Source organism: Allobosea sp. RAF48 (assembly GCF_052114025.1).
Lineage (GTDB): Bacteria > Pseudomonadota > Alphaproteobacteria > Rhizobiales > Beijerinckiaceae > Allobosea.
The window spans coordinates 193,780-217,651 of sequence record NZ_JBFRDZ010000007.1 but is presented as its reverse complement, the minus strand read 5'-3'; the positions used below and the strand labels follow the sequence as shown (position 1 = coordinate 217,651).

Genomic DNA, 23,872 nt, shown 5'->3' with positions numbered 1-23,872 from the left:
ACGTGGCTGCGCGACCATTTGACTTATCGCTGGGAGCATCGCGATGAGCTTGGCGATTAGACCAGTCCTGAAGGCGGCGCCGACGAAGGCACCCGAATAGTCGATCGCGATGTCGGACGCCGTGGGCGTACACCTGCTGCATTGCCATCAAACGGTCTCGCCACGCGGGGAGCAAGCGAACTCGCCCGAGCAAGATGAGACGTCGCCCGATGCAGAAGTAAATTGGAGCGGCTGCTGCGCTGGTCGTCGCGGTCGGAACTGCGCGGACGCTCTTCACATTCCTTGCTGCAACCTTCCCGCTCGCCCCAAGTTGCAGATTTTTGGGGCGAGACTCGTGCGCATTCCATCTTTCGTTAAGCAGGCATCGCTCGCGGCCCTGGCCGGTCTAACGGCATCCTTGACGGCGGTGCAGCTGTACTCGTTCCTCGCGGCCGGTACTCGCAGCGGTACTGGCCGCGGTAGCTCCGGTACTGACGGTTCCGATGCCGACGCACCGACTGAAATCCCGCCGAGAGGGTGGCGCGATATTCTCAGGCGGACATATGGCGAAGTGAGCAGGGATAGGGTGCTCGCGGTAGCTGCAGGCGTGACCTTCTACGGCTTGCTTGCGATATTCCCGGCGATTACGGCCTTCGTATCGCTGTACGGTCTGTTAGCCGATCCGGGAACAGTCGCTGAGCAACTCTCGGCAGCGGAGGGCATGCTGCCTGGTGGCGCGATCGAGGTCATACGCGATCAGATCGTGCGCATCTCAACGGGAAACGAGACCAAGCTCGGCTTCGCTTTCGTCCTCGGTCTTGGGATATCGGCGTGGAGCGCCAATGCAGGAGTGAAAGCTGTCTTCGACGCGCTCAACGTCGCCTATGGCGAAGAGGAGAAGCGCAGCTTTATCCGGCTCAACCTGACCTCGCTCGTCTTCACGCTCGGCATTCTCGTGTTTGCCGCGCTGGCAATTGGCGCGGTGGCCGCCATCCCGGTCGTCCTTGATTACCTCTACCTCGGAGACGTCGCGGAATGGCTGATATGGCTCGGTCGGTGGCCCGTCTTGGTCGCCATCATGATGATCGGGCTCGCGGCGCTCTACCGCTTCGGGCCGAGCCGTGACGATGCCCAATGGAAATGGGTCAGCCTGTGAGCAATGTTCGCAAGCGTCGCGTGGTTGCTCGGATCGGTTCTGTTCTCTTGGTATGTCGCCAGCTTTGAGGATTACAATAAAACGTACGGCGCGCTCGGCGCCGTGATCGCTCTCCTAATGTGGATGTGGTTGTCATCCACGATCATTTTGGTCGGTGCCGAACTGAATTCCGAAACTGAGCGTCAGACGCTTCGCGACACCACCGAAGGCGCACCGCGACCGATCGGACTGCGCGGCGCAGACGCTGCTGACAATAAGTCTGGTGACGGCCACAAGCCGGTTAAAAACCAGTCCGCTCAACGATAATACGGCGAACGCGAAAACCCAGGAACCGTTGGCGCGGGTGCCCGTTGAAAGCTCATCATAAGCTGCAAGCTTTAGGAGCGCACGATGGCAGATGAGAACGAACTCGGCCAGACAGGCGGCGATGGCCAGCGCTCGCAAATGGACGCAGCCCGAGCCGCAGCTAGCGAAGTTTCCGAGAACCTCAAATCGGTCGGCATCGACACGGACCGTATGACCGAAGCGGCAGGTGAACGGGTCAGCGAGTTGCAGCGCGTGCTGATCGACGAAGTGAGAGCGCAGCCGCTACGTGCCCTCGCCTGGGCCGCGGCCGCCGGCATCATCTTCGGTTTCTGGGCGGCGAAGTAGGCCATGGGCCGCCTTGTCGCCCAACTCGTGTCTGTGGCGACGGGAGCGCTCAAACGCCATTTGATCATATATGGCCTCTGGGTTGCCAGCGGGCTTTTCTTCGTCTTCGCGGCCGGATACGCGCTTAGTGCACTCCATGCGGCGCTCATGTTCCGCTGGGGCTCGATAACGGCGAGCCTCGTCGTGGCTGGTGGGCTGTTGCTCTGCGCAATAGGGCTCATCATCGCCGGATACATTCTCTCGCGGACCCCTGCGCCTTCGCTATACCAGCGCCTTCAAACCTCTCCCGATCTCTCGCGAACGGCGAAGTTGCTGACGCGGCCGAAGCGGACGATTGCGCCGGCCGCAGCCGGTGCAATCGCAGGCGCTGTGGCCGTCGGTACGATGGCTTATTTCTTGAGAAGGGGCAGGCTGTCCGTCCAAGCCGTCCGTGCGGACTGGCGCGACGGCGATCGGTTCGTTTAGCGCAGGATCGGCTTGGCCGTAGCCAGGTCATTGCGGATCGTTGTCGCGGCGACGCCGGCCTCGCCCATCGCGTGGCTGATCTGGTCCAGCCCGACAACGACATCGCCGGCGGCATACAACCCCGGGACATTCGTGCGCTGGTGGGCATCGACCTTGATGCAGCCCTCGTCCGTCAAAGTGGCGCCGAGCGACGCCGCCAAGTCCGAATGAATCTTGGAGCCAAGGGCAGGATAGACTGTATCGAAAGACATCCGTCGCTGCCCTAAGCTGACCGTTATCCCGGTCTGGTCGAGGGAAAACTCGCTCGGTCGACCCCGGACCAACTCAATGCCGACCGCGCCGATCCGGCTAAGATCCTGCTCGGTCAATTCGGCCCGCTGATCGAGGATCAGCGTCACCCGATCGGTGAAGGACCTTAGGAATACCGCCTCGGTCACAGCGCGCGCGTCGCGACCGATGACACAAACGTTCTGGTCAGTCACTTCATAGCCATCGCAAACCGGGCAATAGCGCAGCCTGCCAGAGCGCAGGGCCTCGGCGTGGAGGGGCTTTGGAATATCGGGCGGTCGGTTGGACACTCCGGTCGCGAGAAGGACCGTTCGCGCAGGACCGATCATCCCACCGCCGCGAGCCATGTACCCATCGGGGCCTTTCACCAGTTCAGCGACGTGGCTTTCAAGGTAGCAGGCGCCATATTTGCCGGCCTGGTCACGCATGCGGTCCAGAAGGTCAGCCCCGGCAATGCCTTCCGGGAACCCAGCGTGGTTGTTGGTGCGAGTGATTTGCCGCGCCCGGCTGTTGCCGTTGTCGGCCACCGTCACGGACAGATGAAACCGCGCCAGATAGATCGCCGCGGTCAGTCCCGCAGGTCCGCCTCCGATGATCAAGCAGTCACGGGCTTCTGACATCGCTCGCCATTCACTCAGTCACGTTCCTGTTCGCCGGTGCACCCTCAGGCGCCGGTCTCGTCATTGCCGGCGGCCGCCGGTTTGGACTCGGGAGAGCCGCGGTGCCGTAGGAATATCGACAATATAACCAGCATGGCCGTCGAGAGGAACTCCGACTGCCAGTTCTGGAACGATTCGAACCAGAGCTGGGAATCGCCGATGTATTCGAGCGCCGACTGCGGCGCCCGGCCATGAAGCGCCGCCTCATGATTGGCTGCGACCATGCTGAACCACCAGTGCAGTACGAAAGAAACCCCGAAGAGGACCGCCAAGGCGATGCCGAGCGAACGTTCGTACAACCAGGCGAGGATCGGATGGCGGTCGCGCCAAGGAACTTCGTCTCCGTCGCGGTGAGGGTCGTCGGGATCGCGTGACTCCGCGGAGCCGCGCTGGAAGAGCATAGCGGTCAGGACGACGTAAACCGCCATCTGCAGGAACTCGCTCTCCCAGTTCTCGAACAGGGCCGACAGGAACGTGCCTCCGGAAAGGTAAGCCCCCAATCCGAGTGCAGCTTGACCGTGTTCGGCCAGTTCTTGATTGCGGGTTGCATGCCCGGTCAGGGCCATCCCGATCAGAGAAATAAGGAACATTGCTGAGAGCGCCAGCGTCAGGCCGTTATCGCGAAGTCGTTGCCGCATCTGCCGCTGCCTACTCATCTGAACTGCCGTCTCAAGCGTCTGCGCCTTCCCTTTTTCATTTCCCGTGATGCGTGACCGCCTCGATCTTGTTTCCGTCCGGGTCGAGGACGAAGGCGCCGTAATAGTTGGGGTCGTATTCCGGTCGCAGGCCCGGTGGGCCCGCGTCCGACCCGCCGTGCAACAGAGCGACCCGATGAAACTCGTCGACCTTGCTTCGGCCGCCGGCTTCGAACGCGATATGGACGCCGTTCCCCGCGGATGCGGGTTTGCCGTTGACCGGTGTTTCCAGGCTGAAGAGCACCGTGGAGACGCCGTAATCCGCGGAGTCCTCCGAAGCCTTGAGAAGGCTCAGTCCGAGCACCCCAAGCACGGCGTCATAGAACTTCCTGCTCCGGGCAACGTCACTGGTGCCGAGCGAGACGTGATGGATCATGACGAAGCCTCGACATCCGCAAGGGGACCGATAGCCGGCGCGTTCAGGACGCTGCCGTCCGGCGCGAAATGCGATCCGTGACAGGGGCAGTCCCAACATTCCTCGAACGAGTTCCAGTGAAGGTGGCAGCCCAGATGCGTGCAGGCCGCCGATTTCTCGATGACATCGCCCTTCTCGGTCCGGTAAGCCGCGATCTTGTTCAGTCCCCGCCTGACGATCGCCCCTTGCCCAGGCTGAAGCTCGTCGATGGAGGACAACTCTCCCGGTGCGAGATACTCGGCGAAGTTCTTCACCGCCGTGATGTTCTCACTGACGTAGGTCGAAGCTGCCTTGATGGGTTTGCGGTCGGGGTCGTAAACTGCGGCGAACTCGTTTTCGCGACCCAGAATGAGGTCCGGGATAAGCAGACTGGCGACGACGCCGGGGGTGATGCCCTGCCCGGAGTCGCCCGTCGAGACGAGGACGCGAGTGCTGCCAGCCTCCCGTCCGATGAAGCCGCAATAGTCGAGCGTATCCATGACCTGGCCCGACCAGCGATAGCGCTCGGGACCGAGATCCGGGATGAGGGTCTTGGCCCAGGAGGTGAGGGCGGCGAAACGCGCGTCGGCGTCATCGGCTTCGCCCGTCTTGTGATCCTCGCCACCGACGATGACGATGTCCTTGCCATCCTCACCGGATGTGAGGCGGACATAGTGATAGGGGTCCTGGGTGTCCCAGTAGAGGGCGTCGTCGAGCTTCCCGGCCTCGATCTCGAATCCCATAGCATAGGTTCGATAGGGCGCCTGCTTCGTGTGCAGGGCGACGAGATCGTGGATCGGGGAATTCGTCGCGATCACGGCATGGCCGGCCGTGACGATGTGGCCCGACTCCAGCTTTAGCTCGACCCTGTCGTCCTTCTCGTTCACCTCAACGACGGCGGTGTCGGGATGGAGACGCGCGCCCTTCGCACTCAACTCCTTGGCCACGCCCCGTAGATACTTCAACGGGTGGAAGGTCGCCTGGTCCGGATACCGCAGGAATGGTCGATCCTCCAGCGTGCGCAGGGGCAAGCCCTTGCCGCGCTCGACGGTGACGCCGATTTCCCCTGCCGCTGAAACCTCATCGTCGAGGACGCTCTCCTCGCTTTCGGGATCGAGAAACAGGATTCCGTCGAGACGCCTGAATTCGCAGTCTATCCCAAGCTCCTCCTGGATGGCCTCGATGCGATCGACGGCCGCGCTCTGGCTGGCCTGGAAGCCCCGCGCCAACTCTTGGCCGCGCATCGACAGCAACTCGGCGAGGGAATCGTCGCAGATGGGAGCGAGGTGAGCCGTGGTGCGTGCTGTCATGCCTCCGGCGATCTCGCCTCGATCGAGAACGACGACGGACAAGCCGCGCTCCGCCAGCTCGTAGGCGATGGACAGGCCCGCGATCCCGGAGCCGACGATGGCAACATCCGCGGCATGGTCCGACCTCAGGGGCTTGGCCTCGGGCGCTACTTCGACATCCATCCAAACCGAACGGCTTCGTTCGCGTTTTGCATTCATGGCAGACCTCCGCGATGGTCTGCGTGCAACGTCCCCGGATCGAATATGTTCGAAGAGTTCTGAAGTTCGGCAATTGGCTCTGCGTCTGCAACACCTGCGCCGCTTCGGGTCGTTGGAAGGCGATTGCTGCCTACGCGGAGGCGGTGTCGCAAAAAGCATCGTTTGAGGGCCGACCGCTTATCCGCTCCAGCGATCGACGACCTCCTCAACGGTGGCGGCCGAGATCTGCTGACTGAAGCGCTCCCGGAAAAGCATCAGCAGGCTGTCGTGCCCCGTGTCGGAGAAGCTGCACACCGCGTCGGTGGCGATCACGACGCGGTAGCCGTGATCGACTGCGCCAAGTGCGGTCGAGAGTACGCACACATCAGTCTCGGCCCCGGACAGGACGACCGTATCGACCGACCGCTCTCTTAGATATGCGAGCAGTTTGCCGCTCGCGAAGGCGGAGTAGACGGGCTTGTCGAATATCGGTGCCGGAGGCGTAAATCGGGCGAGGTCCGGTACGAGATCGATCAGCGCGGGGTCCAGCCGATCACGGGTCGTCTCGGGCCACCGGCGATAGAAATCGCGCCAAGCCCCGAACGCCGCCTCTGGCGACGATGGGGTGACGAAACGCGTAAAGACGGTGGCCAGCGGGCGGGCTTCCGCCAGGGCCACGCACCGAGGAAGCACACGCGTCATCCATGGAGTGGCCCATGGACCTTCCGGAGCAAATATTCTTTGCATGTCCACGCAGATGTGGACGGTGCGGTCGGTCAGCAGCGGGAGTCGCTCGCCCATGCCTTCCTCCCTGGAAGGCGCGCCGGCTCCCGAAGCCGGCGCGCAATTCAGGCTCAGGCAGCCTCGCCCTGCGCGCTCTTGTTGACCGCGGTGACGCCGAGCTTCGTCAGGAGTTGGTCCGTCGTCTCTTCCTCCCGGAGCGTCTGTTCGAGCAACGCGGCTGCATCCTTGAGGCCGAGCTGGGTCGCCCAGGTCTTCAAGGTCCCGTAGCGCGTCATCTCGTAGTGCTCGACGGCCTGCGCCGCAGCGACTAGTCCGGCGTCCAGCGCGGGGCTGTCGGAGTACTCCTCCATGATCTCCTTGCCTTCCTCAATGATGCCGAGGATGGCGTCGCAGGTCTTGCCGCGGGGAGCCTTGCCGGCAATCTCGAACACTTGGCTGAGACGCTCGACATGGGTCTCAGTCTCGTCCCGGTGCTTTTCGAAGGCAGCCTTCAGGTCAAGCGACGATGCCGCCTTCGCCATTTTCGGCAGCGTCTTCAGGATCTGCTTTTCCGCGTAGTAGATGTCCTTGAGGGTGTCGATAAAGAGGTCGTTGAGGGTCTTGGGCTCGCTGGCCATGATCGGCTTCCTCCTTAGGGGTGAGACCGATCCAACGGTTTGCCTGCGGGCGAGTTCCGAGGTCTATACTCCCGCTACGGTTCAGGATGATGTTCCTCGGAGCGGCGCGCCTTTTCGATCTCTTCGTCACTGCGGTCCTCGACCCCGATCAACGAATTGCGGGCACCCTCCTGAACCCGAATGAGCTCATCGATTTTCGCCTGCAAGGCGGCCCCGTCGCGGTTCTGCGTGGCTTGGAGGATCGGTAGGAGCAAAAGAGTGACTGTGCTGATCGCCAGGCTAGCTCCTCCCAGGAAGTGATCGTCCCCTGAAGCGAACGCTAGGACTCCGGTTAGGGACAGAGCCAGAGCCACCAGCAGCATCGCAGGCCGCCCGGCGAAACGGGCGCACCCCGTCGAGAATGCGTCGAACCACTTCATGTCGCCCTCCGATTGCGGACGATCCGGAACTCGCCGGGTGCGCTGCCGGTTCAATTGCTCTGCGGACGAAGGCTTCGCAACCGGGGATCGAGGTGCAGCATGTCGAGCTATGATCACATCATTCACAAGGACAACAAGGTGTCCTTGTTCACGCGGGTTGCTCAGGCGGTCGCCAGTTGGACAGGCAAGCCGATCACGTTCTTCGTGGCGGTCGGCTTGATCCTTATCTGGGCCCTCTCCGGCCCGATCTTTGGCTTCAACGACACATGGCAGCTCGTCATCAACACCTCGACGACGATCATCACCTTCCTGATGGTGTTCATCATCCAGAACAGCCAAAACCGCGACACCGCCGCGATGCAAATTAAGCTCGACGAGCTCATCATCCGATTGGAAGGAGCGCGGGAGGAGCTCCTTGATCTGGAGGAGCTGGACGAAGAAGACCTCGTGGTGATCAGGCGTGACTTCTGCAAGCGCGCGTCCAAGGCGCGGCGCAAAGCCGAAGATGGGTCGAATACCGCCTGAATCTTGGACACCTCCCCGCTTCTGCGACAGGTATCTGCGAGGAAACACACGGATCGGTTTAAGCGCGAGCCGACAGCGGCATGCGTCCGGACCCGCCGGATCATTCACATCAACGACAGTCCGCCCCTAGCTTCGTTCCGTCGCACAAGGTCCACGGGAACAGAACCATCGCCCAAGTGGTTCGAAGGGTTTCCGGCGGCTTAGGCCGCGTCCATGAGGGGGCCTTTCCCATGAGAAAACAGCTGATCGTTCTCACCATCTTGGCGGCGACCGCGTCGTTCGGCGCGCACGCCCAAACCTCGACCACCTCGCCAATGCCGGCGCCGAAGGCGGATGCCGATAAGAATGCGCCGCTGCCGGGCGCCAACAGCTTCACCGAAGGCCAGGCTAAGAGCCGCCTCGAGGCCAATGGCTATACCAACATCGGTGAACTCAAGAAGGACGACAATGGCGTCTGGAAGGGCAGCGCGACGCATGGCGGCGCGAAGCTCACCGTCTCGGTCGACTATCGCGGCAACATCACCCGTAACTGATCAGAGGAGCGATAATCATGACCCAGACCCGAACCCGTTCCTATGACAACTATGAAACCGCCCATGCCGTCGTCGGCCAGCTCGAGGCGGCCGGCGTAAGCTCTTCGGACATCAGCATCGTCGGCCGCAATGGAAAGGCCGACGATAGCAATGCCGGCGAAGGCGCGGGCATTGGCGCCGCCGTTGGTGGCGCCGCTGGCTTGCTGGCAGGTATTGGGATGCTCGCCATTCCGGGCATCGGCCCCGTGGTTGCGGCCGGCTGGCTGGCGTCGACCGCAGCGGGTGCGGCTGTCGGGGGCGCCGCGGGCGGCATCGTGGGAGCCCTGACCAGCGCAGGGCACAGCGAAGAAGATGCAAACTACTATGCCGAGACGGTTCGCCGAGGTGGCACAGTTGTTTCGGTTCGCGCCGCCGATGAACAGGTGCCTGCGATCGAGGCCATTTTGGATGGTGCCACACCGATCAATCGCGATGAGCGTCTCGCCGAGTATCGAGCCAGCGGCTGGAGCCGGTTCGACGAGACGGCGGATCCCTATCAGCGTCCAGTGATCTGATAGAAGGCTAAGGTCAGAATTTGTGCAGGCCCGCAACTATCGGCGGGCCTGCACGATGGCCAACCTTGCAGTAGGGCGCGACCGCCTCCGGCGAAGGCTTTCCTTCTTCTGGGTTTGGCCGCTACGCAGGACGATCACCGGCCTTCCAGCCACCTCGATCGCCTCCGCGAGGCGATCGCAAATCTGCGACCGAGCGTCGACGTTCTTATCGTCAGCGTGCTTTGGGGCTATGGGCGCGGCGACCCGCTGGCGGAGTATCAGCGCCTACTTGGGCATGCTTTTATCAATGCGGGTGCCTTCTCTACGGCCTCGGTAATCATATCGCAGGACCGGGAGAACGCTGCGCGTGATAAGCAGGCGATCTCCCCGATCGATTCGGTGTCCCTAGTCATCCGCATCAGCAGCGAGCACGGCGGTCCCCCGCGATCGAGTTGAGCCCCACCGTGTGCAACAAGGCGCGCTTTCCGCGCTTCTCGACTCTTCTTCGCTCGCGCGRCCGGTCTTTGAACTGTTTTCGCGGCTTGCGGCTAGCGCAAAGCCACGCTGATATATAGCGCCCCCGTTGCCGATCTGAATTTTCACTCGACCAGCTTGGCCCGCCGCTTTCGCCAGGTGGCAGAGGTCTGCGGCTTCACGAAAACCGAGGCAATGTCCGAGCGGTGCTGTTTGAGCCTCGCTTCAATGCGCTCCACGCAATCTTCGATGTCCTCGGTTGACCGATCGTCCTTGAATTCAAGGCTCAGCGCCACGACGATTTGATCCGGACCCAGATGGACTGTCGTCATGCCGTTGACACGCTCGATGTCTGGATCTCCATCAACCGCCGCCATGATCTCTTCCTGCACGTGGGGCAAAGCCGCTTCACCGATCAGCAACGCCTTACTTTCGCGCGCCAGAAGCGTAGCCGTCATCGCAAGAATGAGGCCGATGAAGATCGACGACACGCCATCGAGCTCAGGGCGCTCGAAGTAGGCTGCTGCCGTGATCCCGATGAAGGCGATGAACAAGCCGAGCAAGGCTGCGGTATCTTCGAACAGGACCGTAAAGACGCTCGGATCCTTACTTTGCCGGACCGCGTCGAAGTAGCTCAACGAGCCTTTCGCTGCCCTGAACTCCTTCAGCGCGATCCGCCAGGAGTAACCTTCGAACAAGGCCGAAAGGCCTAGGACGATGTAGTTCGTGGTCAAATTCGTTGCCGCGTGCGGGGCAATGACGTGGGAAATGCCTTCGTAGAGAGACACACCCGCGCCGACCGCGAAGACCAGGAGCGCGACAACGAAGCTCCAAAAATAGAGCTCGCGGCCGTGGCCGAAAGGATGCGTGAGATCCGGTGGCCGCGCGGCCCGGTTGAGGCCATAGAGCAAAAGCGCGCCATTGCCGGTGTCGACCAGGGAGTGAACGCCCTCGGACATCATCGCGGAGCTTCCGGTCCAGGCCGCCGCGATGAATTTTGTCGTCGCGATCAGCAGATTCCCTGCTAGCGCCGCATAGATGACTTTCCGTGATCCCGAATGTGCAGCCATCTAGCTCCCCGCCCAGGCGCAACGGGGTTTAGCGGTACGTGTTCCCTAATCCCGACCACGAAAGGGTTGAAGCAGGAGAATGGAGAACGGGCAGTGCAGTACCATTGTTACACGCGTCGACGCGCTGCGCTGACGCTCTCAACATGTGCAGTCTCTGACTCCTCCCAGCCGAAGACACTTCGGCCGCCGTATTCCGCGGATCGACGGCGCTCCTCGGCGACATACTCGATAAGTGTCGGACCGGTCGTGCTCCGCTCTAACCGACGGCTCTCACTGTCCAGCCGCGCAATGGCGGCAAGGCGGTCGCCCTGGCCGATCTTAGCCCGATCGACGGCCGACCGCAGGACAGCGATGGTCTGGTCGTAGACCTTGGTTGGYACTGCGAAGGGCTGTCGGTCTTTGCCGCCATTGGCGAGAGAGAAACGCGCTGGATCACTGAAACGGCAGGGCGCGCCATGCAGTACTTCCGCGACCATCGCGAGTGATCGCACGGTGCGCGCGCCGATGCCGGGAACAAGCAGCAGCTCGGAAAAGTCCTGGGGTCCTCGATCGGCTGCTGCAGCCAATGCCCCATGCAGTCGTCGCGTTACGACGTCCTCGGGCCGGACATCGTGATGCGCGGGCATCACAAGGTGCGGGAGGACCAGTTGCGGTTTGTTTTGATCAGAGATGGGGCGCGCCGGCTGTAACGCCGCCAACTCTCTGACGATCCTGTCCGGTCCCTGATCGCGCAGCATCGCGACCTGAGCTTCGCGGGCGCGGTCGGCGCGCGCATCGGTCAGATTGACGATGCTGCCGGCATTACGCCCCTCGATTGCGGCGTGGGGTGCTTCGACGAAACTGCCAAGCCCCTCGGAATGCCAATGATAGCGCCGTGCCAGGCCGCCGTCGCCGTTCATGCCCTGTTGCACGACCGTCCAATGGCCGTCATCGGTTACAAAGAAGCCGTGTAGATAGAGGTCGAATCCGTCCTGCACCGCCGCGCTGTCGACCTTGGCGACGAGCCTGCTTGCCCGCGCCAAGGCTTTCCCGTCGAACCCTACCTTCGCGCCGATCTCATCCAGCTCGGCGGGTGTTCGGCGGGAATGATTGCCTCGCCCTCCGCAGACATGCAGCCCTAACTCACTGGCCAGCGGCTTCAGACCTCGTTTTAACGCCCCGATGACGCTCGTCGTAATGCCGGACGAGTGCCAATCCATCCCCATGATTGCGCCGAACGACTGGAACCAAAAAGGATGCGCCAGCCGCCGCAGCAGCTCGTCACGCCCATATTGCTGGATGATGGCTTCGCAGATGACGCTCCCCAGCCGGGCCATGCGCTCGCCCAGCCATGGTGGCACGCGCCCATAGTGCAGGGGAAGATCGGCACTGCCTGATCGCTTTGTCATAGCTTACCGGAACCAAACGGGAACAACCGAATATATACGTCGGCCCCTGTTCCTTGACCATACCGAGCGAGCGGCGCCGGAACTTAGAACGGTTCCATTTCGTTCAGTAAGCGACCGAGGGCGCGGAACCGGAAGTTTTCACATCTCCCAACCGATCCAGGTGAGCCTCCAGCGCCACGCAACTGCTGCTCGCATCAAAAAGCAAGGATGATGACTCATGGCCCGCTCCCCCCGCGATGTCCCACCAAATGCCAAGGCCACCGTGGGAGAGGGCGGCGAGTTGCACCAGGCAGCCTCTGCGCCCGATGCCCGGATCACCACCAATCACGGTGTCCCGGTCAGTGACAACCAGAACTCGCTGAAGGCAGGCGGTCACGGTGGTCTGCATAAACGGACATCTCCAAAGGACGACCGTTGAACGCCGCCGCCGCGTGGCCGTTCCTCATAGCAGGCGTTGATTCCGAGAACGCACCGCAGGAAACCTACGTGATAGGCGCGCGCCGTTTCCGAAAGTGATCACCCAGCGAATGGCGCCCATTCTCCATCCAATCCTGCTATGATTGAGTATCGGGTGGCGGGTATGAGGACGTAATGAGCAACGATCGAATGCGCCGCCCAACCAGCGCTCGCGACAAGGCGGAAGCCCTTTTCGCCGCGCCGAAGGTGGCGCCACCCGCGCCAATCGAGAAGCGTACCGTTCTGCCAGGCGCCAAGGAGATGGTCACACTTCGCATCGACAGCGAGGTGCTGGCACACTTTCAGGATGGCGGCCCCGGCTGGCAGGACCGGATCAACGACACCCTCAGAAAGGCGATGCCAGCATCCCTCGATGAGGGGCTGAGGCCGGAGGAACTCAACTCTTCGAACGACGGTTGATAATCCGCGCGCGAGCCCGCTTTGATGACCGTGCAGTACCGGCTCATAGAGGCCGGACAGAGTCGCAAGACGCAATACGGGCCTAGCGGGCTGCGCCGCGACGCGGTGGCAGACTGGTCACACGAGACGACAGTGTGGCGGATCGCCTTTCAAAGCGATTGCATCGGGGCGCGTTGGGTCCGAAGCTGAGTTTCGAGGGAGGCGAAGTTATGCGTACGCCTGACAGCTCAGAAGCCTCTATGGCTCGGATCAACGGCATACTCATTCGCGGCGCCATCGTCGTGGCGATTGCTGCGGCCACCGTGCTCCCACTGATACGCTAAAAGTCCAGACTGCAGCCGCGGTTCGAAGCCCGCGCCATCGAGAAGCTCGCGTTGACTGAATGCCTTTGAATTTGACCGAGCTAAAGGCTTTGGACGCTCTGCAGCTTGCTCCGCGACTGATTGGTATGAAGCTGTTCGTCGAGGGCGTCGGAGGAACAATCGTCGAAACCGAGGCCTACCTCGCCGATGATCCCGCTTCGCACAGCTTCCGAGGCCCGACACCGCGAAATGCCGCCATGTTCGGGCCTTGCTGGCATGCCTACGTCTATCGATCTTACGGGCGTCACTGGTGCATGAATATCGTCTCTAAAGGCGCCGGTGCGGTCTTGATAAGAGCCATCGAACCTACCGAAGGATTGGACGAAATGCGGGCACGTCGCCGCAGCCCGGTCGCCCTCTGCAATGGGCCAGGGCGCTTGGCCCAGGCGCTTGGGATAACGAGCGCCCATAATGGACTGAGTTTGGAATGGCTTCCGTTCTCGATCATCGATCGATCAAGTGCGCCTGAAATATCCTGCAGCACCCGAATTGGGATTTCGAAAGCCGCTGAGCAACCTTGGCGATATGGCCTTGCCGGCTCGCGCTTTGTGAGCAAGCCATTCCCAAACCCGAGCCAATAGCTCTGGTGGCCAGCTGGGCGGCTCATCGTCAATCTTTGTGAAGCTTCCCGAGATTGCCAGGAAGCCCTGAGAACGGGAGATCGTCGGGCCGTAACAAGCTCTGATCCGGCTCGGGGCCGCTCGCATTTTCCCCCTTGTGGGCCTCATCCCAGTCGCGAATTGCCGAGGTCAGCCTCTGAAATTCACGACCCTCTTCGGAATCCGAGGGAGCGTCGCTAACAGCGGCCGCGCGTTGGACGGCCGCTTGATATTCATCTTGGTTGGAAATGCGCACCAGTCTTCTCCAAGCTGTATCCGCTGGAGAATGAACAGGGCCGAGGGTGCCTCTGTTCCAAGCGTTGAGCCCCGCGGAAGCATCACGATGCGCGCCCGTTCGCGGGATCGGCCACCGTTTTGCCCACGGAGGCGTCAGTGGCTGGTGATGAGAACGTCGGTTTGGAAGCCTCGAACGGACTGGGCATCGCTGCTGCCGACAGGTTGAGGCGATAGTAATAACTTCTCCCCCGTTCGTTCGGGCGGCATCCTCACCGAAGCAGACCTTCAGCCTCAAACTCTTCCCAGCCGTCGAGGCCGGTTTCCTGCTCGTCCGGATCGGGCGCTGCCTTACGGGATTTGGCCGAACGCTTTCCCGCGCGCGTCAAAGCCGCTTTCCCTGCAGCTCGCCGCCGGTTCTCGGCCGCGGTCACGATATCCTCTTCCCGCCAGATTTCCGGCAGCCCGGTATCGAGGACATGTTCGATGAAACCCGGTGTGAAAACGTGGAACGTCACGGCCTTCGCACGGCCGCGCAGCTTGACCGTCTTGGTCCCTGCACTCTGAAGGCAGCCATCGTCGAGCCACTTGTGGCGCTCGCGGGAGGAGATGGAAAGGATGTCCTCCGCCTCGCTTGGGAGAATGGGCAGCGTGGCGAATTCGGGCAACACGTCGCCAACGATCGCCGACAGCGCGTCAAACTCAGCGGCCTCGGCATCTGGCATATGGAGAACCACCTTCCCGGTTTCGACCGTCAGACTCTTCCTCGTTGACCAAGGCAGCCTGCGCCTGATTTCCCGTTCGATCCCCCTGGCGCGTACCGACGATCCCAGGGTGACGGATGATGGAAGATGCCATTCCGCGAGCGGGCGCGCCATCAGCGGCTCTCCTCAGCAGACTACAGCAATCTATCAAAACGCTTCCGGCGCAGTCGCTCGACGACATTGCGGGCCGGCTTCATTTTACCTGCCTCAACCTCCTGGTTGCCGATGGCAAGCATCTTCAGCAGCCCCAGCATTCGTTGCGTCTCCTCGAAGGATGCAATGTCCTGAAGTACCGCCTTTGCCTCGCCGTTATGTGTGATCACCAGGGGCTCGCGCGTCTCTGCGACGTTGCGAAGGACATCGGCAGCATTGGCCTTCAGATAGCTTATAGCCTTGATCCGGGCCGAATATCGCAAAGTGCGCTCCCGCGTTAGCTTCATCGAATATGGTTTGCGCGGCCGCGCCATTCAACGCGGGTTGTCGACAACCGGCATTTCCAACGATTGTGATTAAGAGATGATCTGGAGCTCAGGCCTCAAAGTTTGCATCGTTAGTGCGCGCGTGAGCCGACAACAGGTACGTCATGCAATCGCGTCGTGTAACGCGGCGAGCGCTGGTCGAATTTGGTGACCCACGCCTTGCGCTGACGGAGCAGCGCCTGCACCCGCTTATCTGGTAGGAGCGACCGCGGCAGCAGATGACACAGGGGCCTCCCGAACGTGACCTTATCAAAGTCGTGTCCTGACACCCCGTTCTCGCGACCGTTCGACGAGAGCCTGAAAAGCAAAATGCCCGCCGTAAGGCGGGCATTCGCTCTGCGACCGAGGCTCAAGGGAGGGAGATTCGAGCCTCGGGAGAAACTTTCTGTGTTGAGCGCGCCCATCGCGAGCCCATCAAGCGGTTCAGGCCGCGTGGACGCGAGCGATGAACGGGATCTCCGAGCGCGACACGCCAAGATCGGCGAGTTCGCGGTTGGTCAGGCGCGACAGCTCGCTGACGGTTTCGCGATAGCGAAGGTAGGCGCGGATCTTGGCAGCGATCATGGTGACGAACATGGTGATCTCCCTAAGCGGCTATTCCGGACCGGGGCGGTGCCCACAGCGACAATCTCGTTGTGCGCTGCATATAGACCGAATGAGGTGCCACATTTAGGTGACCTAAGGTAGCTCTGATATGCATAAAACGCATGAAACAGGGGCAAATATAGAAAATTACGGACTTGTTATGCGTATGGAGCAGGACTAGTTGCAATCGCAACGGTTGGTTCGATGCCTGTTGCGTTCAGCCGCGGCGGTCATTTTGACAAGGCTTTGGCCGACCGCATTGTTCGGCTTGCTCCATGTTGTCACAGCGATGCTTGCCCTGGCCTCCGTCGACCAGCTCGATCGGCTGGTCAGTTGGTTGCGAGCTAGCTAGTTCGCGCCGCGATCCTGCTAAACATTTGGCAGATGTTCAGCAATCCAACCATGCGGAAGTTTCTCTACCTGATATGGGGGCGCGTTCTCATCGGGCATCATTGGACGAGCTACTGAATGGGCGAAACCTGAGCTTGCGCCTCATTGGCTTTAGCCATCATGGCCTCAAGCTTCCCAAACGCCTCCGGGGAAAACACCAGGTTCATCACCTGACCGCCGGCCATCTCGAAACTGATGATGGTCTCGCCCTGGGGATCGGTCGTGAGCGCGATCCGCTTTACGTCGGACACGTCGAGATCGATTTCCGGCAGCTCCTTCTGCTTCGCCATCAATCTCGATCCTCAGCAGGGCGCCACACCTCCTCAGGTTTGGCTCGTGCGATAGCCGTGTCGTCGATGATGTGCTGCTCTTGGAGCTTGGCTTCGATCAGCGCGGTATTAAGAAAATAGGCCAGCGTGCCGAACCCGCGGTTGGTCGCTTCGTTTTTTAGAGCTTCGATCCGCTCAACCAGATCGTCAGCTTTGCGGATCGGAATGCGTGGCACTCCCGAGCCGATCGTGACCATAACCGCCATGGCGCTGGCCCTCCCTAGTCAGGGTATTCGCCAGCAAGCCGGTCATACAAGTCGCCTTCGGCGGCGCCGGCTGCGAGAGCGGTTTCAAACTCGTCGGTCGGAGCGATGACGCCGCCGAAATGAGCGTGGAAGGCGCTCGCGAAGCGCGCCTCTTCAAAAGCCACGCGGATAACGCCGTCGGTCATCGTGCCGAGAACGTGGAAGGCGATCTGCCAATCGGTGCACCATGCATCGATCCGGCGAAGCCGTTCTGCTGCGGACATCTTGTCCAGCTTGAGTTCGACCTGGTGAGGCCAAGGATCGGTCATCGCCACATACCACGCATCTTGGCCCGAACATCGACTTTCGGTCCGCTGAATGGCGCCCGAGAGGCTTCCGCTGCCGCGATGGGCCAAGCCACAAGCTCAAACTGGCTGAGTAGCGCGTTGGGGATGAAGCGCGTCCGGTTGGCGTAGACGTGGCGGTCACCGGTCGCCGATTGCCCGTGTGTGAAGAACCGCTGTGGCACGACCAGATGCAGATCGTCCTTGGCGCGGGTCATTGCGACATAGAGCAGGCGCCGCTCTTCTTCGATCTCGTCCCGCGCGCCGGCCCCGAGATCGATCGGAATGCAGCCGTCGACGGTGTTCATGACAAAGACCGACTTCCATTCCTGGCCCTTGGCCGAATGGATCGTCGACAGGATGAGATAGTCCTCATCGAGATGCGGCACGCCGGCTTGGTCGCTGGTCGCGTCTGGCGGATCGAGAGTTAGTTCGGTCAGGAAGCGCTCGCGCGACGGATAACCACTTGCGATCTGTTCGAGCTGTACGAGATCGGCTTGCCTGGTACTGGCGTCCTCGTGAATGCGCTCCAGGTGCGGCTCATACCAGCGGCGGGCGCGCTCGATCTCGGCCGGCCAACCGGCTGTGCCGGAGCGCAGCTCGCTGATCGCGGAGACGAATGACGCCCAATCTTCGCCAGCACGCGGCGGAGCCGGAGCGTTCTCCAGAGCCTCGAGGGGAAGCGAAGCCTGAGCAACATGCTCAAGGACACGCTGTGCGGAGGTCGGTCCAACGCCCGGCAGGAGCTGTAGGACACGGAAGCCGGATACCTTGTCTCGCGGGTTCTCGACGAAGCGCAGCAGCGCAAGCAGGTCCTTGATATGCGCGCTGTCGAGGAACTTGAGGCCGCCGAATTTGACGAATGGGATGTTTCGGCGCGTGAGCTCAATTTCGAGCGGACCGCTATGATGAGAGGCGCGAAAAAGCACCGCCTGCTGCTTCAACGTCGAACCGCCTTCCCGGTTCTCCAGCACCTTCTCTGCTATGAAACGAGCCTGATCCGCCTCGTCCCGAACATGGACCAGCTGCGGCGGCGAGCCGGTCGCGCGGTCGGTCCAAAGGTTCTTGGTGAAGCGCTCGGCTGCCAGATCGATCACGGCATTCGCGGCCGACAGGATGGCGCTGGTCGAGCGGTAGTTCTGATCGAGTGTGATGATTTCGGCCGGCGGCACGAACGCTGCCGGGAAATCGAGGATGTTGCGGACCGTGGCTGCTCGGAACGAATAGATCGATTGGGCATCGTCGCCCACGACCGTCAGACCGAAGCCATCGGGTTTAAGTGCGAGCAGGATGGACGACTGGAGACGGTTCGTGTCCTGGTACTCGTCGACCATGACGTGATCGAAGCGACCACCTATGTCTGCTGCGATATCGGGATCGGTCACGGCCTGCGCCCAGTAGAGCAGCAGATCGTCGTAATCGAGCACGTTCTGGCTCTGCTTCGCCTCGACATAGGCGGCGAAGAGCTCTTTCAGCTCGGCCGCCCAAGTGGCGCACCAGGGATAGGACAGGCGTAAAACGTCCTCGATCGGCAGCTCGGCGTTCACGCATCGCGAATAGATCGACAGGCAGGTACCCTTCGTCGGAAAGCGCGACTCCGTCTTCGAGAAACCGAGCTCGTGCCGGACCAAATTCATCTGGTCGGCCGAGTCCTCGCGATCATGGATCGAGAAAGCGGGATCGAGGCCAAGCTGCTCAGCATAATCGCGCAACAGCCGCGCGCCGATGCCGTGAAAGGTCCCAGCCCAGGTCAAGGCATCGGCGAGTACACCGGCACCATCTCCCAGCACCTTGCGCGCGATGCGCTCGACACGCTTCGCCATCTCGGACGCGGCCCGGCGCGAGAACGTCATCAGCAGGATCCGCCGCGGATCGGCGCCGCTGACCATGAGGTGGGCGACACGATGGGCCAGCGTGTTGGTCTTTCCAGAGCCAGCGCCCGCTATGACAAGCAAGGGCGATCCGGCCGTCGCGCCAACGCCGTGCGTGACCGCACGCCGCTGGGCCGGGTTGAGCGCATCTAGATAGCTGATCGGGGCGACGGCATTCATGTCTCCAACTCCCGTGCTCCCTTTGAGAACCGACGGCGCAAGAGGCTCAGCGAGGCGACCCGGTCCGCATCCTTCAGAATCTCATCGCGATTATGAAGTAAGGCGCCGATGGCAGCCCGCGCATTGCCATCGAACGCCGCCAAGAATGAATCGATCTGGCGCTCCATAAGGGTCGGAGCAGGCGCGTGTCGGGGCACGACTGGCGGCATGGGATACGTCCTCAAGAATGAGAACATTATGAGAACGATCGTGTTCGCGGAGTCAAGCTTGGAAGCGGCCCCTAGCGGCGCCGGCTTTAGAACAGGAGCTACACGCGATATCGCTCAAGCGCGGTCAGGTGCACCGTCAGTGGCTCTGCGTCTTCCCAGCCGTAGATGTCGGTCCGAAGATACCGCAGCTCCTCGTCCCAGAGCTCTTCATCAATCTCAATCCACCAGGCTCGGGGCCTTCCGTCACTGCCATCTGACCAGCGATAGCCTCGGCCTTTAAGGTGGTCCTTCATGTCGAAGGGTGCGTTCTCTGCATAAATCCGGATTCGACTTTGTTGGCTGGATCGTAAAAGCGCAGCGAAGGGCGGAGTTCCATCCTGTCCCACCGGACGCGCCAGCACCTCTAGCAGCGCGTGGCAATCATCGGTCGCTCGATGCCCCTCATGAAACAGACCGGACTGTCCGACGAGGTAGCCGAGCTTGTTTCCCTCGAAACCAAGGTCGGCCCATGGAATCTCCTTGACGGAACATGCCCACGCCTTCGCAGTGAAAGTCCGTGAGAGGTTCTCGCAAAACGGTCGATCGAACGCGGCGTTGTGCGCGATCACCAGATCCGCAGGCTCTATCAGAGCATCAAGTGCGGCGAAGTCGATTTCCAGGCCAGCGACCATCTGGTCAGTGATCCCCGTCAGCCGCGTGATTTCGGCTGGGATCGGTTCCGATGGCTGACGCAACCCGCTGTAGACGCCGACGACATCGCCGATGACGCCTTCATCATGATAGGTGAATGCGACCGCGCCGATTTCGATGACCTCGTCCTTGGCGTGGTTCAGACCCGTCGTCTCCGTATCCACCAGGACCGCAAGGTTCGGATAGGCGCTTTCAACCCGCGGGATGACGGTGCGCGGAACAAGCTTCCGCAGAATCCTGAAACGGCCAGTCTGCTCCAGTCGTTGCGCGGCTTCTTCGTCGTCCCAGCCGGCATGCTGGGGCGCTACCGCCTGACGCTTTCTCGGCGCCGGCCGTGGCGCCTCGCGGTAGCCGGGCGCGTCATCAAACAGGTCGATCTGAGCAGAGCTCGTCTTCATTCGGCTGATATCTATCCCGGCGCCTTTTGGCGCGCCAATCCGCTCACAATAAGGGCCGATCAGTCAGCCCGCCACGGCGCTTCCGGGGAAACAGTCGTATTTTACCCACCGGACTGCCGTTCATTCTGAGCCAGGGTTTCCCAGCCATCGTCGCATGCAAATTTGAGGAATACGGTAGGCTGCTGTAATCGGCAGATCCTGGCCCTTTTCGGACTCTGGCAACGCCCGCTTTGCGGCAGTCTAATTTTTGCACGCGAGGATGAAGCGTAACCGCTGTTTTCAGGCCACGGCCTTGAGCTGCTGGGGGGCGTAGGCCCAAGGCAGCAGGTCGCCGATCTGGCTTTGGGGATGACCGGCGACGATGCGGGCGATGACGACAGCCGGCACGAAGGCCGGCAGCGCCTGCGCGCCTTGCGCGCCTCGCGGCACCAGGTGAACAACTGCTGCGGCGTCCGGCCATGCCGGCGCGCCACCTCGGAGACGACCGCTCCATGAACCAGCGTCTTTTCAAGAATCTGCGCCCGGTCATCGGCAGTCCACCGCCGTCGGCCTATCGCCCCGGTGATCACCTCGAAGCGGCGCACCTCGCCCTCAGGCTCAAGTCTATGGTCAAGCCTCGACACAAAACGATCCCTCCAAATCAGGACCGTCAGAGTGGGCGCTCAACCCGCGGCGAAGAAGGTGCGGTCGGAACACCGCTTACGATGAAGCATCCTCGGCGGGTGAATTCCAGAATGATCTGCTGTCGAGCTAACGCTTTGAGGGCCGCTCGGCCTTACCCCCAAACTGAAAAGAGGGGAGCCGAGCGGCTCCCGACCCAAGCTCATGAGGTCTGCTACGAAGCGCGCTTGCCCCGGCTTCGTCGAGAGCTACCCCTCTGCCGGAAACGTTGAGCCCTCTGATTTCGATCTGCAGCATTTTTGGCAGTTCGCTATGGGAGCATTCCCAATTTACGATGGTCTGCCGCGACTTCTTATGTTCTGAGGCGAGACCTCCCTCGCGGAGGCTTGGTTCAATATCGAAGATTCCCGAACAGGCTTCGCAGGTCCGCGTCCGTGAATTCCTCGTCGGTTTCCGACGCCCGTTTCGACACGCTGGAGCTAAAGTCAGGCGTCTCGGGCTCTTCCAGCATAGATAGTTTGCCCTCAATCGCCGCCCTGGCTTTTGTTATGCTGTAGCCCGTAATTTTCGAAAGCTCTTCCAGATGTTCAAGATGTTCCTGTAAACTATCTGGTGTATCCAGGTCATTGATCGCTGCACTCGTATCGTGGAACTCGTAGTCGAGGACCTCCGATAAAGCCTCTTCTACGGTATCAGGAGTGGGGTCACCCATATATTCCTTAACGCTCTTCACGACAGTGACGATATCGTCCAGGGACAGCCCCGATTTTACGGCTAGGCAGAAACGTTGCTTAATTGCGTCGAACAGTTCTTCCCTGAGATCGTGGTCGGCCGGCAAGATGTAGTCGGCGCTCCAGTAAAATTGGGCCAGCTCTACGCTATCGCGATAGGACCGCGTCTTGAGATCGGCATTGTCTAGAACTGCAATCGCCAAACGGACATAATCGTCAATCTTAGATGCTTCGAACCATTCGATGAGGAGGTCAGCGCGTTCGGAAACTGCGAGATCATTGTGCGACTCCCACGGATCGTCAGTCCCCTCCGGGTCCTGCGTAGGATGGTCCTGTATCCGAGAGGCGTATTGCTGAAAGGCAAAGGCAAACTGCCTGATCCGTTCAGGGTGCGCCTTGAAGATCTCCTTTGCATGTTTCCATATTTTCGACGCCCAATCGGCTCGTCGTGCCGCCGCGGGAAGCAGCAGAAGGAATTCTGGCTCAATCAGATACGCCTTCATAAAGTCCCGCAGAGAAGGGTTCACGAACGATACGTTTTGGCCGGATATGGATAGGAACCCAGACTCAAGCATCCTGAGAGCTGTCTCGAAGTCGGACGGCGAGGTGCTGCGCGCGTAATGGCTGCTCACAGCCCGGTGCATATCGGAAAAATTCTCGCGAAGATGCTCGATGCTGACCCCGTATTGGCTAGAGAAGAACAACGCGACGAGCAGATTACTGCACTTCATGTCAAGTGAGCGGAACGGTTTGCTCCAAATAGTATCAGGATTCTCAAGAGAACTAAAAATATACTGAGGATATTCACCCGCCGCTATATCATCAATGCAGTCGCTGGAGCAGGATGCAATGACCCGTGGATTATAATTCTTGTGGTCAATAATGCGCGATATCCATTTGCCCTGCAGTAGAGCGGCGATATGGTCATTACTCAAGCTTGAGCATGACAGGTGATTGAATAGGATGTGCGCTTTTATTTTCCGCGTGTATGCGCCAACATCTAAAAGGTACTTTGCTAGTTGAAAACGACGGTCGTCGATATGGTCTGACAGAAGTCTCGCTTCTTCGAAAATATGCGCTCGGGTCGTAAGAATGAACCGCGCGTTCTTTGATTGCCGAACGCGGCGAACGAATGTCGCGAGCGCCGTCTCCCGCTTTAGCAGCGACTGTTTGTCCAGCTCGATGCGGCCGAGGAAATCATCGAAAAAAAACAGGCGGGGTTTCTCGTCGTCTATCCTCTCGAATGCATCATCAAGGTCGCGTATCGCCACGAACTCCCAGCCATCGTCCAAATAAGAATAAGAAAGCATCTTTGCCAACGTCGTCTTACCAACACCCGGCGGGCCCGATATGACAATGATTCTCTGCGTGTTCAACTTCTCGATTGCCTCGTCGAAACTTAGATTACGAACATACACTTTCAGTTCTGCCTGAATTTCTTCCTTCGTCGCCTGCGTGAAAGCTTCCAGGCCGGACTGAAGGATGCGCTCCAGGACAGCTGTGCTCGAAAGCCAAAGCTTCAAATGCCGTTTCACTATCTCGGGATGCCGATCGAGGGCGGCCTCAATATCCTTCTGGCTCCAAAGGTCACCGGGCTCGTTTAGGTGCCCGCCCAGCAGATCAACGATCTGATCTGCCTTTGCCTTGGTAAGGGACTGCGAGGTGAACAGGAGATAGCGGCTAGCCTGTAACGACGGCAATTTCGCCAACTCGCGACGGACTGCTTTTTTCAGATCGGAGAAGCTTGAGCCCGCGTAGTGTTTGCTCTGCAGTATGACGTTCAAGCCAGCTCTGGCATGCCGGCCGTCGACACCCTGATCCGGCCCCGTGCGAAATGCGCTGAACCGCATGTTTGTCTCAGCATACGCAATGTCCCGGCTGAGATCCTCGAAATCAATATGCGACAGGTTCTGAAGTCTGGACATGATTCACATGGATCTGCTGCGCA

The 23,872-nt window shown here is 60.7% G+C and carries 29 protein-coding genes and 2 pseudogenes; 8 read left to right on the top strand and 23 right to left on the bottom strand.

Annotated features, from left to right (window positions below; genetic code table 11):
- Nucleotides 1-109: 109 nt before the first annotated feature.
- From AB4Z10_RS15610 to AB4Z10_RS15600, 3 genes and pseudogenes are all read left to right on the top strand, one after another.
- Nucleotides 110-1,441, top strand: a pseudogene (locus tag AB4Z10_RS15610) (YihY/virulence factor BrkB family protein).
- Nucleotides 1,442-1,525: 84 nt separating this feature from the next.
- Nucleotides 1,526-1,786 (top strand): hypothetical protein, encoded by a 261-nt coding sequence (locus AB4Z10_RS15605; RefSeq protein WP_441471282.1) that lies wholly within the window; start codon nt 1,526-1,528, stop codon nt 1,784-1,786.
- A 3-nt stretch (nt 1,787-1,789) separates the two neighbouring features.
- The gene (locus AB4Z10_RS15600; RefSeq protein WP_441471281.1) at nt 1,790-2,251 is read left to right on the top strand and encodes a hypothetical protein; all 462 of its coding nucleotides are present in this window, start codon (nt 1,790-1,792) and stop codon (nt 2,249-2,251) included.
- On the opposite strand, the gene AB4Z10_RS15595 is transcribed toward AB4Z10_RS15600, so the two are convergent.
- From AB4Z10_RS15595 to AB4Z10_RS15565, 7 genes are all read right to left on the bottom strand, one after another.
- The gene (locus AB4Z10_RS15595) at nt 2,248-3,159 is read right to left on the bottom strand and encodes an NAD(P)/FAD-dependent oxidoreductase (protein ID WP_441471280.1); all 912 of its coding nucleotides are present in this window, start codon (nt 3,157-3,159) and stop codon (nt 2,248-2,250) included. The two genes, AB4Z10_RS15600 and AB4Z10_RS15595, sit on opposite strands and share 4 nt — an antisense overlap.
- A 44-nt stretch (nt 3,160-3,203) precedes the next feature.
- Complete coding sequence (locus AB4Z10_RS15590; protein WP_441471279.1) at nt 3,204-3,836, bottom strand: DUF6766 family protein; 633 nt, start codon at nt 3,834-3,836, stop codon at nt 3,204-3,206.
- A 55-nt stretch (nt 3,837-3,891) separates the two neighbouring features.
- On the bottom strand, nt 3,892-4,269 hold the full coding sequence (locus tag AB4Z10_RS15585) for a VOC family protein (protein WP_441471278.1): 378 nt from the start codon (nt 4,267-4,269) through the stop codon (nt 3,892-3,894).
- Nucleotides 4,266-5,795, bottom strand: a complete 1,530-nt coding sequence (locus AB4Z10_RS15580; RefSeq protein WP_441471277.1) for an FAD-dependent oxidoreductase — start codon at nt 5,793-5,795, stop codon at nt 4,266-4,268. The genes AB4Z10_RS15585 and AB4Z10_RS15580 overlap by 4 nt, the downstream gene beginning before the upstream one ends.
- A gap of 177 nt (nt 5,796-5,972) precedes the next feature.
- Nucleotides 5,973-6,575, bottom strand: a complete 603-nt coding sequence (locus AB4Z10_RS15575) for a cysteine hydrolase family protein (protein WP_441471276.1) — start codon at nt 6,573-6,575, stop codon at nt 5,973-5,975.
- A gap of 53 nt (nt 6,576-6,628) precedes the next feature.
- Nucleotides 6,629-7,135 (bottom strand): YciE/YciF ferroxidase family protein, encoded by a 507-nt coding sequence (locus AB4Z10_RS15570; protein WP_441471275.1) that lies wholly within the window; start codon nt 7,133-7,135, stop codon nt 6,629-6,631.
- A 74-nt stretch (nt 7,136-7,209) separates the two neighbouring features.
- Nucleotides 7,210-7,554, bottom strand: a complete 345-nt coding sequence (locus AB4Z10_RS15565) for a low affinity iron permease family protein (protein ID WP_441471274.1) — start codon at nt 7,552-7,554, stop codon at nt 7,210-7,212.
- A 99-nt stretch (nt 7,555-7,653) separates the two neighbouring features.
- Between AB4Z10_RS15565 and AB4Z10_RS15560 the strand changes: the two genes are divergently transcribed.
- The 3 genes from AB4Z10_RS15560 (at nt 7,654) to AB4Z10_RS15550 (ending at nt 9,166) form a co-directional block, all read left to right on the top strand.
- A complete protein-coding gene (locus tag AB4Z10_RS15560; protein WP_441471273.1) occupies nt 7,654-8,079 on the top strand; it encodes a low affinity iron permease family protein in 426 nt (141 codons plus the stop codon).
- A 230-nt stretch (nt 8,080-8,309) separates the two neighbouring features.
- Entirely contained in the window at nt 8,310-8,612 is a 303-nt protein-coding gene (locus AB4Z10_RS15555) for a PepSY domain-containing protein (protein WP_441471272.1), read from the top strand.
- A 17-nt stretch (nt 8,613-8,629) separates the two neighbouring features.
- A complete protein-coding gene (locus tag AB4Z10_RS15550; RefSeq protein WP_441471271.1) occupies nt 8,630-9,166 on the top strand; it encodes a hypothetical protein in 537 nt (178 codons plus the stop codon).
- Nucleotides 9,167-9,744: 578 nt separating this feature from the next.
- Here AB4Z10_RS15550 and AB4Z10_RS15545 read toward each other — a convergent pair.
- The 3 genes from AB4Z10_RS15545 to AB4Z10_RS15535 form a co-directional block, all read right to left on the bottom strand.
- Nucleotides 9,745-10,689, bottom strand: coding sequence for a cation diffusion facilitator family transporter (locus AB4Z10_RS15545; protein ID WP_441471270.1), 945 nt, complete (start codon nt 10,687-10,689; stop codon nt 9,745-9,747).
- A 107-nt stretch (nt 10,690-10,796) separates the two neighbouring features.
- Nucleotides 10,797-12,077, bottom strand: coding sequence for a DUF763 domain-containing protein (locus AB4Z10_RS15540; protein ID WP_441471269.1), 1,281 nt, complete (start codon nt 12,075-12,077; stop codon nt 10,797-10,799).
- Between the two features lie 103 nt (nt 12,078-12,180).
- Nucleotides 12,181-12,465 (bottom strand): hypothetical protein, encoded by a 285-nt coding sequence (locus AB4Z10_RS15535; protein WP_441471268.1) that lies wholly within the window; start codon nt 12,463-12,465, stop codon nt 12,181-12,183.
- Nucleotides 12,466-12,668: 203 nt separating this feature from the next.
- Here AB4Z10_RS15535 and AB4Z10_RS15530 point away from each other — a divergent pair, with 203 nt between their 5' ends.
- Entirely contained in the window at nt 12,669-12,953 is a 285-nt protein-coding gene (locus AB4Z10_RS15530) for a BrnA antitoxin family protein (protein ID WP_441471267.1), read from the top strand.
- 382 nt (nt 12,954-13,335) lie between these two features.
- Complete coding sequence (locus AB4Z10_RS15525; RefSeq protein ID WP_441471266.1) at nt 13,336-13,896, top strand: DNA-3-methyladenine glycosylase; 561 nt, start codon at nt 13,336-13,338, stop codon at nt 13,894-13,896.
- A 28-nt stretch (nt 13,897-13,924) separates the two neighbouring features.
- On the opposite strand, the gene AB4Z10_RS15520 is transcribed toward AB4Z10_RS15525, so the two are convergent.
- The 13 genes and pseudogenes from AB4Z10_RS15520 to AB4Z10_RS15460 all read right to left on the bottom strand — a co-directional run bounded on the left by AB4Z10_RS15520 (nt 13,925) and on the right by AB4Z10_RS15460 (nt 23,849).
- A complete protein-coding gene (locus AB4Z10_RS15520; RefSeq protein WP_441471265.1) occupies nt 13,925-14,170 on the bottom strand; it encodes a hypothetical protein in 246 nt (81 codons plus the stop codon).
- A gap of 250 nt (nt 14,171-14,420) precedes the next feature.
- Complete coding sequence (locus AB4Z10_RS15515) at nt 14,421-15,026, bottom strand: hypothetical protein (protein WP_441471264.1); 606 nt, start codon at nt 15,024-15,026, stop codon at nt 14,421-14,423.
- 20 nt (nt 15,027-15,046) lie between these two features.
- Complete coding sequence (locus AB4Z10_RS15510) at nt 15,047-15,328, bottom strand: type II toxin-antitoxin system Phd/YefM family antitoxin (protein WP_441471263.1); 282 nt, start codon at nt 15,326-15,328, stop codon at nt 15,047-15,049.
- 134 nt (nt 15,329-15,462) lie between these two features.
- Nucleotides 15,463-15,795, bottom strand: coding sequence for a DUF4113 domain-containing protein (locus AB4Z10_RS15505; protein ID WP_441471262.1), 333 nt, complete (start codon nt 15,793-15,795; stop codon nt 15,463-15,465).
- A 19-nt stretch (nt 15,796-15,814) separates the two neighbouring features.
- A complete protein-coding gene (locus AB4Z10_RS15500; RefSeq protein ID WP_441471261.1) occupies nt 15,815-15,967 on the bottom strand; it encodes a DUF1127 domain-containing protein in 153 nt (50 codons plus the stop codon).
- Nucleotides 15,968-16,437: 470 nt separating this feature from the next.
- On the bottom strand, nt 16,438-16,656 hold the full coding sequence (locus tag AB4Z10_RS15495; protein WP_441471260.1) for a hypothetical protein: 219 nt from the start codon (nt 16,654-16,656) through the stop codon (nt 16,438-16,440).
- Nucleotides 16,656-16,901 carry a hypothetical protein gene (locus AB4Z10_RS15490; RefSeq protein ID WP_441471259.1) on the bottom strand — a complete coding sequence of 82 codons (246 nt, stop codon included), beginning with the start codon at nt 16,899-16,901 and terminating at the stop codon, nt 16,656-16,658. The genes AB4Z10_RS15495 and AB4Z10_RS15490 overlap by 1 nt, the downstream gene beginning before the upstream one ends.
- Nucleotides 16,902-16,915: 14 nt before the next feature.
- On the bottom strand, nt 16,916-17,215 hold the full coding sequence (locus AB4Z10_RS15485; RefSeq protein WP_441471258.1) for a hypothetical protein: 300 nt from the start codon (nt 17,213-17,215) through the stop codon (nt 16,916-16,918).
- Nucleotides 17,206-19,275, bottom strand: coding sequence for an ATP-dependent helicase (locus tag AB4Z10_RS15480; protein ID WP_441471257.1), 2,070 nt, complete (start codon nt 19,273-19,275; stop codon nt 17,206-17,208). The genes AB4Z10_RS15485 and AB4Z10_RS15480 overlap by 10 nt, the downstream gene beginning before the upstream one ends.
- Before the next feature lie 307 nt (nt 19,276-19,582).
- Nucleotides 19,583-20,572 (bottom strand): 3'-5' exonuclease, encoded by a 990-nt coding sequence (locus AB4Z10_RS15475; protein ID WP_441471256.1) that lies wholly within the window; start codon nt 20,570-20,572, stop codon nt 19,583-19,585.
- A gap of 279 nt (nt 20,573-20,851) precedes the next feature.
- A complete protein-coding gene (locus tag AB4Z10_RS15470) occupies nt 20,852-21,001 on the bottom strand; it encodes a hypothetical protein (RefSeq protein WP_441471352.1) in 150 nt (49 codons plus the stop codon).
- Between the two features lie 32 nt (nt 21,002-21,033).
- Nucleotides 21,034-21,141: pseudogene (locus tag AB4Z10_RS15465) on the bottom strand (transposase); the annotation flags it as partial.
- A 443-nt stretch (nt 21,142-21,584) separates the two neighbouring features.
- Nucleotides 21,585-23,849, bottom strand: coding sequence for an ATP-binding protein (locus AB4Z10_RS15460; RefSeq protein WP_441471255.1), 2,265 nt, complete (start codon nt 23,847-23,849; stop codon nt 21,585-21,587).
- Nucleotides 23,850-23,872: the final 23 nt, after the last annotated feature.

Bases quoted from the DNA above. Each gene is read 5' to 3' on its own strand.
- AB4Z10_RS15460 (WP_441471255.1), bottom strand. From the start codon at position 23,849: ATGTCCAGACTTCAGAACCTGTCGCATATTGATTTCGAGGATCTCAGC.
- AB4Z10_RS15545 (WP_441471270.1), bottom strand. From the start codon at position 10,689: ATGGCTGCACATTCGGGATCACGGAAAGTCATCTATGCGGCGCTAGCA.
- AB4Z10_RS15575 (WP_441471276.1), bottom strand. From the start codon at position 6,575: ATGGGCGAGCGACTCCCGCTGCTGACCGACCGCACCGTCCACATCTGC.
- AB4Z10_RS15505 (WP_441471262.1), bottom strand. From the start codon at position 15,795: ATGGGCGCGCTCAACACAGAAAGTTTCTCCCGAGGCTCGAATCTCCCT.
- AB4Z10_RS15530 (WP_441471267.1), top strand. From the start codon at position 12,669: ATGAGCAACGATCGAATGCGCCGCCCAACCAGCGCTCGCGACAAGGCG.
- AB4Z10_RS15550 (WP_441471271.1), top strand. From the start codon at position 8,630: ATGACCCAGACCCGAACCCGTTCCTATGACAACTATGAAACCGCCCAT.
- AB4Z10_RS15490 (WP_441471259.1), bottom strand. From the start codon at position 16,901: ATGGCGGTTATGGTCACGATCGGCTCGGGAGTGCCACGCATTCCGATC.
- AB4Z10_RS15590 (WP_441471279.1), bottom strand. From the start codon at position 3,836: ATGCGGCAACGACTTCGCGATAACGGCCTGACGCTGGCGCTCTCAGCA.
- AB4Z10_RS15570 (WP_441471275.1), bottom strand. From the start codon at position 7,135: ATGGCCAGCGAGCCCAAGACCCTCAACGACCTCTTTATCGACACCCTC.
- AB4Z10_RS15595 (WP_441471280.1), bottom strand. From the start codon at position 3,159: ATGTCAGAAGCCCGTGACTGCTTGATCATCGGAGGCGGACCTGCGGGA.
- AB4Z10_RS15500 (WP_441471261.1), bottom strand. From the start codon at position 15,967: ATGTTCGTCACCATGATCGCTGCCAAGATCCGCGCCTACCTTCGCTAT.
- AB4Z10_RS15585 (WP_441471278.1), bottom strand. From the start codon at position 4,269: ATGATCCATCACGTCTCGCTCGGCACCAGTGACGTTGCCCGGAGCAGG.
- AB4Z10_RS15480 (WP_441471257.1), bottom strand. From the start codon at position 19,275: ATGAATGCCGTCGCCCCGATCAGCTATCTAGATGCGCTCAACCCGGCC.
- AB4Z10_RS15535 (WP_441471268.1), bottom strand. From the start codon at position 12,465: ATGCAGACCACCGTGACCGCCTGCCTTCAGCGAGTTCTGGTTGTCACT.
- AB4Z10_RS15515 (WP_441471264.1), bottom strand. From the start codon at position 15,026: ATGGCGCGCCCGCTCGCGGAATGGCATCTTCCATCATCCGTCACCCTG.
- AB4Z10_RS15555 (WP_441471272.1), top strand. From the start codon at position 8,310: ATGAGAAAACAGCTGATCGTTCTCACCATCTTGGCGGCGACCGCGTCG.
- AB4Z10_RS15475 (WP_441471256.1), bottom strand. From the start codon at position 20,572: ATGAAGACGAGCTCTGCTCAGATCGACCTGTTTGATGACGCGCCCGGC.
- AB4Z10_RS15580 (WP_441471277.1), bottom strand. From the start codon at position 5,795: ATGAATGCAAAACGCGAACGAAGCCGTTCGGTTTGGATGGATGTCGAA.
- AB4Z10_RS15560 (WP_441471273.1), top strand. From the start codon at position 7,654: ATGTCGAGCTATGATCACATCATTCACAAGGACAACAAGGTGTCCTTG.
- AB4Z10_RS15525 (WP_441471266.1), top strand. From the start codon at position 13,336: ATGCCTTTGAATTTGACCGAGCTAAAGGCTTTGGACGCTCTGCAGCTT.
- AB4Z10_RS15600 (WP_441471281.1), top strand. From the start codon at position 1,790: ATGGGCCGCCTTGTCGCCCAACTCGTGTCTGTGGCGACGGGAGCGCTC.
- AB4Z10_RS15495 (WP_441471260.1), bottom strand. From the start codon at position 16,656: ATGGCGAAGCAGAAGGAGCTGCCGGAAATCGATCTCGACGTGTCCGAC.
- AB4Z10_RS15605 (WP_441471282.1), top strand. From the start codon at position 1,526: ATGGCAGATGAGAACGAACTCGGCCAGACAGGCGGCGATGGCCAGCGC.
- AB4Z10_RS15565 (WP_441471274.1), bottom strand. From the start codon at position 7,554: ATGAAGTGGTTCGACGCATTCTCGACGGGGTGCGCCCGTTTCGCCGGG.